This window comes from Gardnerella sp. DNF00257, from assembly GCF_049262745.1.
GTDB lineage: Bacteria > Actinomycetota > Actinomycetes > Actinomycetales > Bifidobacteriaceae > Bifidobacterium > Bifidobacterium piotii.
Genome location: NZ_CP058403.1, coordinates 1,285,506 through 1,300,803 on the forward strand (window position 1 = coordinate 1,285,506; position 15,298 = coordinate 1,300,803).

Sequence of the window (15,298 nt, forward strand, 5' to 3'; positions counted from 1 at the left end):
TCTTGTTTTCCTTGTTTTATGTTTATTTTTTATAGTTTATTTTAGCTTTTTTCGCAAATCTTGCGTCTGCTTGCGACTTTTCCGCGACTTTTCCGCACAAATCACGCAGCACAAATTACGCCGCGCGCTTCTGCGCCAGCGCAACTCACGACTCCTGCGCAATTGCCTCTTCCACTTGAGCTTGAGCATCTTTTCTAGCCTGCTTTTGAGCATCCGCATCTCTATGCTCCGAAGCATCCGCATCTGCAGAATCGCCAGAATGCCCCTGTCCAGAAGCAGCATCTCCAAAATCAAATCCCGAGAATGCGTTTGCAAACAAAGACCTAAGCTCAGTAACGCGCTGCGTGATTTGCGCTTCCCTATGCTGCAACTGCGTTAAGCGCGCCGTCATGCCGTCAAGCTCCTTTTGAGCTGCCGCCCTGCGCTCTTCCACCTGAGCCGTAGCATCTTGCATAGCTTTGCGAACGATTTGCGCAGCTTGAGCATCCGCATCTTTATGCGCTTGAGCAGCATAATCATCCGCATCTTGATGCACAGTTTTTGCGCGCGCAACAAGCGCGTCTGCCTCTTCTTGCGCAGCACGCTCACGCTCTTTTAGACCAGAAATAAGCTCGTTCACCTTTTTTGTGGCCTCTTCTTGTTGAGCTGCAATGTCGTTTCTAATTTGCTCAACTTCTGCACTAACTTGGCTCAGTGTACGCGTACGCTCAACTTGCGCTTCGTCCGCAATCTCCTGGGCTTTTGCAGCAGCCGCATCCGTGATTTCTCCCGCCTTGCGCTGAGCATCCGCCATCATCTTTGTTGCGCGCTCTTGCATATCTGCAAGCTTCTTGTTCGCTTCTGCTAAAGCAGACTCAATTTGATCATTTGTTTCTGCTTTAGCATGTGCGATTTCCGCGTTGGCAGCCGACCTTTGTTCTGCGATTTTTTGCGCTGCATCCGCCTTCAGCTGTGCGATTGCGCGCTCTTGCTCAGACTTTTCGGATGCCATTCGCTTCGTATGTTCTTCACGCGCATTGTTGATTTCTAGCGTTGCAGCATCTTTTTGTGCATTAACATCTTTGCTCGTTGTTTCGCGCAAACGCTCTGAATCCTCTTTCGCAGCGCTCGTCATTTGATTTGCCTTATTGCTGGCTGTAGAGAGTAGCGTATCTGCCTTGGTTTGCGCCTCTTGAAGCAAATGCTCCGCGTCTAATTTTGCGTTATTCAGCAAAGTTCCTGCCTGCGCTTGAGCCGTTTTTTTAATCGACGCAGCGTCTTGCTTTGCGCGCTCAATTAATTGCGCACTCGTTTGCTCTGCCGAGGCAAGTAATTGTTGCGCATTTGCGCCCAAAGATGCAAAAGTATTACCGCTTTTTGCGCGTTTTACATTATTTTTTTCTTCTTGCAATTGTGCTTGCAATTGAAGAATAGATTCGTCACTAGATCGCACTTGTTCACGCAACCGCGATATTGTGCGCTCATAGTTGGTAAAGGCTTCGTTGACTTTATCTTTGTCGTACCCTCGCAAAGCAGTTGGGAAACGATCTGGCACCATGTTTATTCCTTTCACAAACCCCCGCACGACTCTACTTATCGTGCACACTCCATCAGCAATAACGCTATCACTTTAGTTGCTAAAACACTCGAGCGTGTCGCGCGAATTACTTGAGCAATATTCCCGAAGACGAAGGTTTCATATAGTAATTTACAGCTTCGCAAATTATGCTTTTTCCAGCTTTTATTTGCGCGTCCAATGGCAGCCCGTGGCGTGCATCATGCAACGCAACCACTGGCGGAAAACTTACAAACCCTGCAATTATGCGCTTTTTAGAATTATTCGACGCCCAATCTAGCAATCTATAAAACAGCGAATTGCAAACATATGTTCCTGCATCCGAGCTTAGCGTAGACGCAATCCCACTATGAGCAAAATCGTTTAGAATCATTCTTAGCGGCAGCCTAGTCCAGTACGCAGCAGGCCCATTTTCAACGATTTGCACGCTTTGAGGAGTGTGGTTATCTACGTCTGGCTTATTCGCATCCATTATGTTTGTAGCGCATCGTTCTAGTTGCACTCCACGAGCCGCGTGTTTTACGCCTGTTGCAATCACAATATCCGCGTCTTGCGCGTTAATCGTTTCTAAAAGATGCGGCCAAGCGTTTGCAAAGCTGATTGGCAACATTACAGACGTAATTTTTACGCTAACATCTTCTGGAAGATTAAAATCCGATGCTAAATCGCCATTTTTGGCGTGTTCAAGCGCTAGTGGCACTTCGTGCGACGGATTTATTTCTAAATCCTCGTATGGCCCAAACCCAGAAATCACTACGTTAATTTGATTCATAACAATAGCTTTCTATAGCTTTCAATAGCTTTCTAACAATAGCTTTTACTTGTCTTTAACTACAAGCGCAAGCAATCGTCCTTCGTGAGATTTTCCTGCAAGACCAGCGCGCCTATGAGAATACCATAATGGATTTTCCAGCGTACACATTGGGTTTTGCAACGCCTTAAGGCGACTTTCCAACACTTCGCCTTCGCCGTCTACCTTACAAATTGTTTGCAACTCTTCGTCTTTAGCCAAATATTGTGTGGCAGCAGTAACGCGCGGCAAAGCGTCAACAATATTTGCAACTCCTGCAAGCGCTAAATCAATGCGAGCAGCTTCTGCAATATCAATTCCAAGTCCACCAAAACGCGTTTGCGTTACAGTTTGTGGGTATCGGCGTTCAAAGTCGCGCGCGATTTCTTCGCCAACTTCGTAGCAATCACCACAAATACATGGCCCTAAAACAGCTGTTATATTCGAGCGTTCGGCTCCCTTTTCGCACATTGCTTCAATAACAGAATCAAGCACGCCAGCCATTAAGCCTTTTCTGCCGCAATGTGCTGCAGCAATTACACCAGATTCACTATCTGCAAGCAAAACTGGCAAGCAATCTGCAGCAAACATTCCTAAAGCAAGCGAGCAAGCAGTTGAAACTTGCGCGTCTGCTTCGATTCTAGCGTGTGAATCTGCAAAACCTGTAGCATCAAAACCGTACGGAGTGTTCCACGAATCAACTATTGGATCTGCATCAAATACGCTATTTCCGTGAACTTGGCTAACAAGACACAAGTCAGATTTAAGCGCGCGTTGCAAAGCACAACGGTTGCTAAACACAGATTTAGCATCATCGCCAGCTTTGCCTCCTAAATTAAGCGAAGCAAACGCACCTTCGGAAATTCCACCTAATCGCGTTGTAAAAACGGCGTGAGCGCGCGCTCCAAGTGGCACTGGAATCGTCACTGGAATTGGCAAGCCATCTTCGTCTTCGTGTGCAAGTGGCATTCCTGCTACGCTAGTTTCTTGCATATTATTCGCTTTCGTTTTGTCTTATTCGTTTTGTCTTATTCGCTGTAAAAGTTAATCAAAATTAAACTAACCCAAATAAGCTAATTCTTCGTCGCTTAATTGCAAATCTGCAGCCTTTAAGCTATCTAAAATCGTAGCTGGCCTATGCGCGCCTGGAATAACAAAAACATTGCTGCCCTTGGCAAGCTCCCAAGCCAAAACAACCTGCTGATAGCTAACGTTGTGAGCATCCGCCACTTTACGGAATGGGTCAAAAAGATGCTCGTCGTACGGGTGACGGAACCCTCCAAGCGGACTCCAGCAAACAAACGCAATTCCAAGCTTCTTGCAATATTGCAATGTGTCTTCGTTTTCTAAATGCACTGGCGAATACTGATTTTGAACAGCAACAAGCTTTTCTCCCAAAATCTCACGCGCAATGTCAATCTGCTCAACAGATGCGTTAGAAATGCCGATTTCTCGCGCGACTCCCTCATCAAGCAGATGTTGCATTGCTTCAATCGACTCATTGTATGGAACTTCTGGATCTGGCCTGTGGAAGTAAAGCAAATCAATCGTATCTACGCCAAGAGCCATTGCCGACTCTTTAGCGTGCGCAATCAAATGCTCTGGCTTTCCATCTTTACCCCACGTTGGCTTACCATCTGTAAAGTTGCGGAAGTGGCCGACTTTTGTTGCAACAAGAATCGAGGACTTGTCTCCATTCCAGCTATCCAACGCCTCGCGCACAAGCTTTTCGCCAGTTTGCTCCTCACCGCCCGAGCAATAATACGCCCATGCCGTATCTATATGCGTGCATCCAGCGTTTAGAGCCGCGTGGATTGTTTCAATGCCCATACTGTGCCCAAGATTGTTTTCAATCGTTAATGGCATCTCACCAAAGCCAATAGCTGTAGTGTTAAACGATCCTATAGTACGATTCATGGCCATTTTGCTCCTGTTCAAATGTTTCAAAAAATGTTTCAAAATGCCCCCAAGCGCAAAAGCAACTTGAAGGCATTTAGATTTTTTATTTTATATGACTAGGCGCTTATGCGCTTGCGTCTTTATCTTGCGATTAGTCCTCGTCAAATGGGTCAAAATCGCGACGGATCCTGCGACGAGGGCGTTCTGCGCGCTCCTCGCGAGCAGCGCGATACTCATCGTAGTGGTCGTCGTCTGCAGCGTAGCGCAAATTGCGGTCGCTCACTCTGCGATCCGATCCACGGCGAGGACGCTCTGCGCGGTCGTCGGAACGATCGGAACGCTCTGCGCGCTCACTTGCACTATCATCTCGCTCGTCGTATCGGTCGTCGCGAGGAGCGCGGCGGCGAGGACGATCTTCATAATCGTTGTTATCGTAGCGATCGCTTCTGCGATCATCTCTTCTAGAAGAGCGTTCGTCGTAGCGGCTTGAACGATCCGAACGATTTTCCCTATCGTCATAACGCGAATCGCGATCATCGCGAACGCTACGGCGGCGAGGACGATCATCTCTATCTCCTCTGTCTCCACGATCATCCCTATCGTCGCGTGGAGCACGCCTACGGTCACTTCTGCGATCATCCCTATCTTCACGATCTTCGCGAGATCCACGACCACGGTTTTCACGAGGCGCTGGCGCCGAAGACTCTTGATTTTCAAAACCTGGAATTGCCAAAGAGATCTTGCCGCGCTCGTCTACGCTTTGCACGATTACTTCTACGGTATCTCCCTCTTTAAGCACATCTTCAACAGTGTCGATGCGCTCACCGTTAGCAAGATTACGAATCTGGGAAATATGCAACAGGCCGTCGCTTCCAGGAGTCAAGTTTACAAAAGCACCAAAGCTCGTAGTCTTAACAACCTTGCCAGTAAAAGTCTCGCCAGCCTTTGGAATACGTGGATTTGCAATAGAATCAATGATTTCCTTAGCCTTTTGAGCAGCTTCGCCACCTTCGGAAGAGATGTACACAGTACCGTCATCTTCAATAGCAATCTCGGCACCAGTTTCTTCTTGAATCTGGTTAATCATCTTACCCTTAGGGCCAATTACTTCGCCAATCTTATCTACAGGAATCGTAGTTGTAATAATGCGTGGAGCAAATGGGCTCATCTCTGCTGGGCAATCAATGCACTCGTTAATCACTTCAAGAATAGTCGTGCGCGCCTCGTGAGCTTGCTGCAAAGCAGCAGCCAAAATGTCTGCTGGAATGCCATCAAGCTTAGTATCAAGCTGCAAAGCAGTAATAAATTCAGACGTACCAGCAACCTTAAAGTCCATATCTCCAAACGCATCTTCTGCGCCAAGAATATCGGTCAAAGTCTTAAAGATGTGCTTGCCATCAACGTCTCCCGAAACCAAGCCCATAGCAATGCCAGCAACTGGAGCCTTCAAAGGAACGCCAGCAGCGAGCAAGGAAAGCGTAGACGCGCACACGGAGCCCATAGATGTAGAGCCGTTGGAACCAATAGCTTCCGATACTTGACGAATAGCATATGGGAACTCTTCGCGACTTGGCAAAACTGGCACCAAAGCCTTCTCTGCCAAAGCACCATGACCAATCTCGCGGCGCTTTGGAGAACCAACGCGACCCGTTTCACCAGTGGAGTATGGAGGCATCTCGTAGTTGTGCATGTAGCGCTTAGTTTGTGGGCCAGAAAGCGCATCCACTTGCTGTTCCATCTTAAGCATGTTCAAAGTAGTTACGCCCAAAATCTGGGTTTCGCCGCGCTGGAAGAGCGCCGAACCATGAACGCGAGGAACAATATCAACTTCTGCACTAAGCGTACGAATATCGCGCAAGCCGCGGCCGTCAATACGGTAATCTTCCGTCAAAATACGACGACGAACAATCTGGCGCTGCAACTCCTTGAACGCATTGCCGAGTTCCTTTTCTTTCTCGGCTTCGTCCATATCAGTAAACTCTTGCGCAATCGCCTCGCGCACGCCTTCTTTAATTTCCGCAATGCGGTCTTGGCGTGGAAGCTTTTCTGCAATAGAAAGAGCCTCGTTCAAATCAGCATGAGCAATCTCATCGATTCTTGCATAAAGCTCATCCGTATACTCTGGGAACAGCTGGAATTCCTTGGTTTCCTTAGACGCAATTCGCTTCAACTCATTTTGCGCTTCGCAAATAACCTTAATGAACGGCTTTGCGGCTTCTAAGCCTCCAGCTACAACTTCCTCATCTGGCTTAATTTGACCCTCATTATAAATCAAATTCCAAGCATTCTTACCAGCGCCAGCTTCGATCATTGCAATCGCAACATCGCCATTTTCAATAACGCGACCAGCAACAACAATCTCAAATACAGCACGCTCACGCTCACTCCAACGAGGGAATGCAACCCACTGGCCATCAATCAAAGCCAAACGCACACCAGAAACTGGACCTTCAAATGGCAAACCAGAAATCATAGTAGAAGCAGATGCAGCGTTCAAAGCAATAACGTCGTAAGCATCATCTGGATTAATTGCCAAAATCGTTTCTACAACTTGCACTTCGTTACGCAAAGTGTGTGGGAAAAGCGGGCGCAATGGGCGGTCAATAATACGGCACGCAAGCGTTGCCTCATTTGACGGGCGTCCTTCTCTGCGGAAGAAAGATCCTGGAATCTTACCAGCAGCGTACATTTTTTCTTCCACATCAACAGTCAGTGGGAAGAAGTCGTAGTTTTCTTTTGGACTAGATCCTGCAGTCGTCGTCGACAAAATCATGGAATCGTCATCCAAGTATGCGGCAACAGCACCATCCGCCTGCTGAGCGAGGCGACCTGTTTCAAAACGCAGCGTGCGCTTTCCAAATGAACCATTATCAATAACGGCTTCTACAGCCTTAATTTCGGGACCCTCCACGGGTTCCTCCTTTTCTTAACTTACCTAATCAACCAACATGCGTCGTCATTGGCAGACTCGCTTTTTTGTTACCTTTGCCTAACATCCGCGCGAATCTTTGCAAAATGCATAACCAACATTTCGTAGTTTTTTGTTTCGGTTACTTCAATCATCCATATTCAATTATGTTTTATTCTTCAGTTATAAATCCTGCAAACTTAAGAACTCGCTAAAACTAAATCGCTTAAATCTTAAATCACTTAAATCTTAATCATTTAACCTTAAATCAATTATTCTTAAATCATTTAGCTTATAATCTAAATCGTTAATCCTAAATCTTCAAACTTAAATCTTCAAACCTCAAATTCAGCCATTTAATCAAGCTTTTTAATTCTACTTCAAACACACTAAATTCACTAGAATTGCATAAACAATACGCATAAATACAGATGCATAAATACAAAAGCCCGAGCTTACGCTCGGGCAAAAAGACTTATCGACGCAATCCGAGTCGATCAATCAAAGAACGATAGCGATTAATGTCTACGCGCTTCAAGTAATCAAGAAGACGACGACGGTCACCAATCATGAGCATCATACCACGACGAGAGTGGTGATCATGCTTGTGCTCCTTCAAGTGATCGGTAAGGTCGGAGATGCGCTTGCTGAGCAAAGCAACCTGAACCTCTGGGGAACCCGTGTCACCCTCGTGCGTTGCGTATTCGTTGATAATGTTCTTCTTATCTTCAGCCGTTAATGCCACGGCGTCCTCCTTATGTAGTTACTGCGCGGTGCCGCATCCTTTAATACAGCGCTTGCAAATCCGCGGGCGTTACACGCCGAGTTTCAATGTTACAACTATGCCCAAACAAGCTTATAAAGCCTACATAGCAGTCATAAATCCACCAAAAATCACAACAAGAATCGCAAGAACTTCAATAGCGTAAAACATTATTAACGAAGCCCAGCTGCGAGTCAAAACGTTTAATCGCGATTTTTTAGGAACCGTTACAAGCAATCCAACAAATAAAATCGCATAAACAGCAACGCCAAATCCAGCAGAGATTATTCCAAGATTTGCTGCATTTGCAAGCCCACTTGCTGGTCCGTAAACTACGTATGTTGAATACCAAAAACTTAAGCGCAATAAGCATAATCCGCTAATAAATTGTTCAATCGCTAGAAAAACAACAAACAAAAATCGCCAAAGCCATCTACCAGACTCAATTAGCGCCATTGCTAAAACTGTAGCAGTTACAACTGTTGTAACCCAAGCAATAAACACAACTCCCTGTGCAGATAAGACAGAAAAATTCTTAACAACCCAAGCAGTATGCTGAACTGCCAAAGTTCTACCCGCCCAATAAGGAACAACAACCGCTACAAGAAGAATCGCAAAATAAAGCACCCAGCGCTTAGGATTTGAGTGGCGTTTGGAGATATCTGCTATAGACAGCTCCGACTCCAATTCGCCAGGCGACTCAAGGGGTTCATCTGCGTTAGCATTAGCAGCATTAGCGTTTGCTTTACACTGAGCCATCTCTTGCATTCTCCTTTAACGTGCTAAATTCTAAATGAATACCTTACCAGCCACATTCCCCTATCTAAAGCGTGCAATATAATGATACTCCACGCGATTGCAACAAAATTCGCAATCACAAACAGATTTAGGTACACACATGGGTTTTATTCACTTTATTCTTAACCTTCTTAAAGATCCGCGCTCCGCTATAGCTGGCTGGATTGCTATGGGAACTGCTCCTGCTTTAGCATTGATTTTTCTAATCATTTTTATTGAAACAGGCGTTGTATTCTTCCCATTCTTGCCTGGAGATTCCTTGCTTTTTGCAGCTGGATTCTTTGCAGCTCCAGATGCACAAACTGGTAAAAGCTCGCTTCCACTTGCGATTTTGCTCGTAGCTGTTTGGCTTGCACCAATTATTGGCGACCAATGCAACTACTTTATTGGCCACTTTTTCGGCAGGCGAATCGTTGAATCAGGCAAAGTTAAGGCCCTAACGCCAGAACGCATTGCTAAAACAGAGCAAATGATTGATAAGTGGGGGCCAATTGCAGTGTTCTTAGGCAGATTCTTCCCATTTATTCGCACATTTATGCCTTTTATTTCTGGCATTTCTGGCATGCGTTGGACTCGTTTTACTCCTTTTTCTGTTCTTGGCGGAATAGTGTGGTCGTCGCTTTTTACTCTTCTAGGCTACTTCTTTGGCAACATTCCTTTTGTTCAAAAGAATTTTGAGCTTGTTATAGTGGCGATTTTGCTTATTTCTCTTGTGCCAACTTTTATTGGACTTTATAAAGCTCATGCTGCAAACAAAGCTAAAAAGCAATCGGAAGGCAAATCGCAGCAAGATTAACTAAAGAATTAGCAACGTTTTACAACACTCCAACGCTGTTAGCGTTGTACTTTTACGCATTTTGTAGTACAGTGTGCAGAGTTGTGTAAAACATTGGGGCTATAGCTCAGTTGGTAGAGCGCTTCGTTCGCATCGAAGAGGTCGTGGTTTCGATTACCATTAGCTCCACTAAGCCCACTGCATTCATTCCACCGCAGTGGGCTTTTTCTTTGCAAATCTTAAACGCCGCTGTTATCAAACGTATTTTCAATCGAATCTATAAGCGGATCCGCCTGACTCATTATGCTCTTAACTCTGTTATCAACGTTTTTATTTTGCGACTTCAAAGACCGTGCTAAATCCAACGCATCGTCAAAAATCTTTTCAACAATATCTTGATTTACGCCATCTGCCTTAAATTGCGCACTCCAAGAGTTCAGTGACTCAAACACAATCTCACTTGCATCTATTTTTACAATCTCATTTTCGTTTTTCTTTGCATTTTCAACAAAAGCGCGCAGCTTTCCAGCATACTCTCGCACTTTAGGCATTGGCTTACCTTGCGAATAGTTTGTAAGATCTAAGTAGCCTTTGCCAAGCGTAGAATACATTAACCCCGACTCATAATCCTTTGCTTTAACACCCTTTAACGCCTCTTCAAACCACTTTACAGACTGTTCAATTCGTTCCTTTCTATTCGCACTACTTGATTCTTCTTTATCTTTAACTCCGTAATACCAATACGCTTTTCCAACAGATAAGCATAATTCATACCAATCTTCGGATTTTTTAAGATCCGACTTGTACTTATTAACAAACGACGTAAAATCTTCTCTTTCGCTTGCGCTCCACCGAAAATCTTCAATCTGGTTTACTAAAAGTCGCAACGCTGGCTGAATAGACATAGGCTGAACATTTGCGTTAAAAAGCTTTACTTGTAAAAACATAGCTTTATTAACGTATTCAACAATCTGCTTAGAATCTGTTGATTTTGCAGCCTTAACCATGTATTTTTTATACTCTTGCGCACTGCTTGTTATATTGCTCGCATGCTTGTTTTTTGTAGAAATATTTCCGCTTTTTACATATGATCGCGGCTCTATTACTTTCACTCTGCCTGCATTTGTTATTACAGATTTACAAGCAAATGCAAAAACAACACATCCAATAAATGCCATTAAGACGCAACAAACAATCTTAAAAATATTTTTCTTGCCATTTTTAACACCATTTTTAACACCATTTTTCTTGTGTCTTTTGCCAATATTTTGATTACCACTTTCTACGCGCAATCGCGCTCTAGCACGGCTGCTACGACTTGCATCATATTTTTTGCGCGTTTGCGCACCTCTTGCACGCCTTTTATTGCGCAAAACAAGACCAGATTCTCCCATATTTGATTCAACTTTTTCGCCAAATTCTAAATCTTCTAAACAATCTTTTAGCGCTTGAGAAAACTCCGCACAATCTTCGTATCGATCCTTTGGATTATGCGCCAATGCGCGCATTAACACATAGCGCACACCACTATCGCAATCGTCGCAGCTCAAGTCGAAGTTAGTAAGCGGATGAGATTTATTAGAATCCTTAAAATCTAAAGTCTGATTACTAGAAAAACTAGAAAAATTGGAATTGTTAAAACTTAAAGAGGAATCAGAATGATTGGAACTCTCGCAATAGCACGTACCCGTAAGCGCGTAAAACAACGTTGCTCCAAGCGCATAAACGTCTGTAAAAACGCCGATTTTAGCATCCTGCTCAAAAAGCTCGGGAGCTGCAAATCCACATGTTGCAAAACGCGCATCTTGCTTAAATCGACTTGGTTGCACCAAAACACCATCTTCGCCTTTAAGCTCTAATGCAGAGCCAAAATCAATTAGATGCACACTAGAATCATTAGAAATCATAACGTTAGAAGGTTTTAAGTCGCAATAAACAACAGCTGGATTTAACGAGTGAAGATATTGCAATAATTCGCATAGCTGGATTCCTAAAGCGCATACTTGACTAGGAGTAATAACTCCGCTTTGCGCAATAATCGTTTTTAGCGAACTTCCCTCAACATAGTCGCGGACTGCGTACGCTCTGCCATTTTCTTCAAAAAAATCAACGATTCTAGGAATGCTAGGATGATTGCAATGATTCAAAACCTCGACTTCTGCTCGAAGCGATTGCAAAATCAAAGCTTTTTTATCACTATCTAAATTCTCATTAGACGTTTCTTTAACAGCCCATTTTTTGTGTAAAACATTGTCTACTGCAAGATAAACGCTAGAAGTTCCGCCCGAACCAAGCTTTCCCAAAAGCTGATATTTTCCACCTACACAAACCATATTTACCGCACTTTCATAAAATCAAACCGATAATAATCCTGTGCGCTAAACTCTATGCACTAATTCATGCAAAGAAAAGACTTAATGGAAAATGTGTACCAAAGCCATCAAAGCCCTAGAAAAATAAGGGAAAAGTTATCCACATTGCTTACATTGCTTACATTGCTTACATTGCTTACATTGCTAGCATTAATAACACTAATCAATCAATGTCTGCACCAAGAGCAGTGAGCTTTCCTCTAAAATCTGCATAACCGCGGTCAATAAGCGAAATGCCCTTAACATTAGACGGTCCTTTTGCTGTAAGAGCTGCAATAAGATGACTAAAGCCGCCACGCAAATCTGGAACATCAATATCTTGACCAGTAAGAGGCGTTGGCCCAAAAATCACAGCAGAATGCTTGTAATTGCGCTGCTGGAATCGGCAAGGAAGCGAGCCAAGGCACTCGCGATACAGCTGAATCATTGCGCCCATTTGCACAAGCGGCTTTGTAAAGCCAAAACGATTCTCATACACTGTTTCGTGCACAATGCTCAAGCCTTTAGCTTGCGTTAAAGCAACAACAAGCGGCTGCTGCCAATCGGTCATAAAACCAGGATGAACGTCTGTTTCAATAGCAACTGGATGCAAGTCTCCGCCTGGATGCCAGAATCGAATACCGTTATCTGCAACGTCAAACTGGCCGCCAACTTTGCGGAAAACGTTTAAGAATGTCATCATTTCTGGCTGAGTTGCGCCTTTAATAAACACATCTCCGTGAGTTGCGAGCGCCGCCGAAGCCCAAGATGCTGCCTCAATCCTATCTGTTAAAGCAGTGTGATTGTAACCTTGAAGCTTATCTACGCCCTCAATCCTAAATGTGCGATCAACGTCTACAGAAATTATTGCGCCCATTTTTTGCAAAACGGCCACCAAATCCATAATCTCTGGCTCGATTGCTGCACCCGAAAGCTCCGTTTTGCCTTCTGCAAGAACGGCTGCAAGAAGAGTTTGCTCAGTGGCACCAACCGAAGGGTAAGGAAGATGGATTTTAGTTCCGCGCAAACCGTTTGGAGCAGTAATATGAATACCGTCTTCGTGGTCTTTGTTTACATTTGCGCCAAGCTTGCGCAAAGTTTCAAGATGGAAGTCTATAGGACGACCGCCAATATTGCACCCACCAAGCGCTGGAATAAAAGCCTCGCCAAGCCTGTGAAGAAGCGGGCCAGAAAACAGAATAGGAATACGAGAAGACCCAGACAGCGTGTCTACGTCTGCAACATCTGCAAGTTGAACATTGCTTGCGTCAATGCTAACAACGCCTGCAGCGCCATCAACGTTTACGTTTACGCCGTGCAATCGAAGCAAATCCGAAACAACATGAACATCTCTAATCTCTGGAACATTCTTTAACACGGATTTTCCAGGAGCTAGCAGCGCTGCAACCATCGCCTTGCTAACAAAGTTTTTTGCGCCACGAACTTTAATCGTTCCGTTAAGCGGCTTGCCACCTTCTACATGTAAAACGTCTGCAGCGTCGATGCCACTTTCGTTATGTTCAGCCGTGTTTTGCGCAGACACATTTACCTCTTTCGTTTGCAACTAAAACTAATTAACTATAATACCGATACTCGTGCCAATCGCATGTAAATTACGTTGCAATCGCGCTCAAATTCGCGCCAATGCTAAATAATCCGTACTATTTTGCAACTATAGACCGCCATCTTCTTAAGATCCTTGCAAAAAGTGAAGGCTTTTGCAATAAATCGACTTCTGGCAAATCGTGGCTACAATCCGCGTTTAATCCATATGTGTACGCTTTCTTAGACGATGCTTTGCCAACTAAATCGCCAAATTCCAGCATTTGCGTTCTAGGCTCGTAAGGGTGACGAATGTCAAACTCAAGAAGCCTTGCTCCACATTTAGAAGCCACTGGCCCGTAAGACGCAAATCCGCACGTTGCAGTGGCCATTAGAAGCATGCCAGAATCCTCGCACCTGCCCGCAAACGCGTTTCTGTGATCGTGCCCTGCGCAAAAAGCAAAAGCACCAATCTTTTGCAAAATATCGTATTCACCGCTGTCTTTATCTGGGCAGCTCACGCCTTCTCCAAGATATCCATCTGGCAAAACGCGATTATCGTCTAAAGCGTAGTATTTTCCAGCAAAACGCCTATATCCTTCGATTGCGTGTTCTTTAGCAGCGCAATCTTTAGCAACTTCGCGCAGCAAATCGTAGTATTGCGGAAGCGGAAAATGCTGAAAAACGCAAAATCTTGGCGGCAAAAAGTTTGGCAAATCCGCTAAAAAGTCAAGTGCCTTGCTAGAAGGACTTCCGTAGCCGCCGCGCTTTTCATAATCGCCAGAATCTACAAGAACAATAGAAAATACGACTTTTTCTTGATTTACGTCCATAACCGGCAAAGCGAATGTTCCTGCTTTACAAGGAAATATGATTTGATTTGGCAAAATGCTTTTTGGAAGAGACATTGCGGATCCGCTAGAAAATTCCCCATCGGTTTGCTGGCGATTCAAGCATCCCGAAAACTCTTGATACAAAGAATCCAGCTCCGCGTTGCTTAATCCGCACTGAAAATCGTGATTCCCGTACGTTAGCGCCCAAGGAATTGAGCGATCTTCTAAAGGCTTTACCATGCATTTAATATGATCTAAGACTTTTTTGCGCGTATTTTGCAAATCTTTTTCATGCGACTTGCGCGCATCTGCTCCACGGTTATCTGCTCCACGGTTATCTTGCGACTCATCCCAGCGTCTTCGCACAAATGTGTTCGCAAAATCTTTAGCATATCCTGCAATTTGATTGCCACTAAAAATCACAATATCTGGCCTAACTGCATCGCAAGCAGACTCTATTAGCTTAATCGTGTCTTTGCTGATTTTTGGCGCATCTTGAACATCTGCAAACTGTAAAACGCGGAATTTTCCCGAAAGATGAAATTGCAACTTACCTAATCTTGCAGAGACGGATGTTGGAAGCTTCGACGAATCAGATGCGCTATACGAATTAGACAAATTAGACGTATTAGATGCATTAGACGACTTAGCATTTTGAAAAGTCTCCTGCTCATTTAGGCTGCTTTTCAAAATCTTAGAGTCGCTTTTATCAGATTCTGCAATTTCTAACATAGTTCAAGCATACGGCACAGCATCTGGCGTATCAACAAAACACGGCAAAACACTAAAAATCATTAATGATTATTCAAGACAACGCAAAACAAGGCAAAACAAGGCAAAACACCGCAAAAATAGCGTTTTTTTACAATGTTTTAAGATAACTTTAAGCTAATAACCTATTAGCATTAAGAAAAGAGTGGTTAGATATAAAGCATAGACGGAATAAATCACAATAATCAGTGATTTAGAACTAATAACTGAACCTCTCTTCTTCTCTTCTTTCAAACCCCCGAGCCAATCACTCGGGGGTTTTGTTTTGCGCAAGACTTGCACAAGATTCGAGTAGGATTCAAGTAGGATTCGA

Annotated in this window: 11 protein-coding genes and 1 tRNA gene; 2 read left to right on the plus strand and 10 right to left on the minus strand. The window is 44.3% G+C overall.

Going from position 1 to position 15,298, the window contains the following annotated elements:
- Window positions 1–145 precede the first annotated feature (145 nt).
- The 7 genes from HXT23_RS05045 to HXT23_RS05075 form a co-directional block, all read right to left on the minus strand.
- Window positions 146–1,537 (minus strand): hypothetical protein, encoded by a 1,392-nt coding sequence (locus tag HXT23_RS05045; protein WP_016636471.1) that lies wholly within the window; start codon window positions 1,535–1,537, stop codon window positions 146–148.
- A gap of 106 nt (window positions 1,538–1,643) precedes the next feature.
- Window positions 1,644–2,327: a pyroglutamyl-peptidase I gene (locus HXT23_RS05050; protein WP_016636472.1), complete on the minus strand. Its 684-nt coding sequence runs from the start codon at window positions 2,325–2,327 to the stop codon at window positions 1,644–1,646.
- A gap of 45 nt (window positions 2,328–2,372) precedes the next feature.
- A complete protein-coding gene (locus HXT23_RS05055; protein ID WP_020757181.1) occupies window positions 2,373–3,338 on the minus strand; it encodes a polyphenol oxidase family protein in 966 nt (321 codons plus the stop codon).
- A 66-nt stretch (window positions 3,339–3,404) separates the two neighbouring features.
- A complete protein-coding gene (locus HXT23_RS05060) occupies window positions 3,405–4,268 on the minus strand; it encodes an aldo/keto reductase (protein ID WP_020757182.1) in 864 nt (287 codons plus the stop codon).
- A 127-nt stretch (window positions 4,269–4,395) separates the two neighbouring features.
- Window positions 4,396–7,155: a polyribonucleotide nucleotidyltransferase gene (locus tag HXT23_RS05065; RefSeq protein WP_116285480.1), complete on the minus strand. Its 2,760-nt coding sequence runs from the start codon at window positions 7,153–7,155 to the stop codon at window positions 4,396–4,398.
- 472 nt (window positions 7,156–7,627) lie between these two features.
- Window positions 7,628–7,897, minus strand: a complete 270-nt coding sequence (rpsO, locus tag HXT23_RS05070) for a 30S ribosomal protein S15 (protein WP_004131651.1) — start codon at window positions 7,895–7,897, stop codon at window positions 7,628–7,630.
- A gap of 120 nt (window positions 7,898–8,017) precedes the next feature.
- Window positions 8,018–8,674, minus strand: a complete 657-nt coding sequence (locus HXT23_RS05075) for a hypothetical protein (protein ID WP_032817168.1) — start codon at window positions 8,672–8,674, stop codon at window positions 8,018–8,020.
- A 139-nt stretch (window positions 8,675–8,813) separates the two neighbouring features.
- On the opposite strand from HXT23_RS05075, the gene HXT23_RS05080 reads away from it, so the two are divergent.
- The gene (locus HXT23_RS05080) at window positions 8,814–9,509 is read left to right on the plus strand and encodes a DedA family protein (RefSeq protein WP_016636020.1); all 696 of its coding nucleotides are present in this window, start codon (window positions 8,814–8,816) and stop codon (window positions 9,507–9,509) included.
- A 95-nt stretch (window positions 9,510–9,604) separates the two neighbouring features.
- Window positions 9,605–9,677 (plus strand) — tRNA-Ala (locus HXT23_RS05085).
- A gap of 50 nt (window positions 9,678–9,727) precedes the next feature.
- Here the strand turns inward: HXT23_RS05085 and HXT23_RS05090 are convergent.
- The 3 genes from HXT23_RS05090 to HXT23_RS05100 form a co-directional block, all read right to left on the minus strand.
- Window positions 9,728–11,821, minus strand: coding sequence for a serine/threonine protein kinase (locus HXT23_RS05090; RefSeq protein WP_116438175.1), 2,094 nt, complete (start codon window positions 11,819–11,821; stop codon window positions 9,728–9,730).
- 202 nt (window positions 11,822–12,023) lie between these two features.
- A complete protein-coding gene (murA, locus tag HXT23_RS05095; protein WP_050566871.1) occupies window positions 12,024–13,382 on the minus strand; it encodes a UDP-N-acetylglucosamine 1-carboxyvinyltransferase in 1,359 nt (452 codons plus the stop codon).
- A 118-nt stretch (window positions 13,383–13,500) separates the two neighbouring features.
- Complete coding sequence (locus HXT23_RS05100) at window positions 13,501–14,946, minus strand: serine/threonine protein phosphatase (protein WP_422112781.1); 1,446 nt, start codon at window positions 14,944–14,946, stop codon at window positions 13,501–13,503.
- Window positions 14,947–15,298 lie beyond the last annotated feature (352 nt).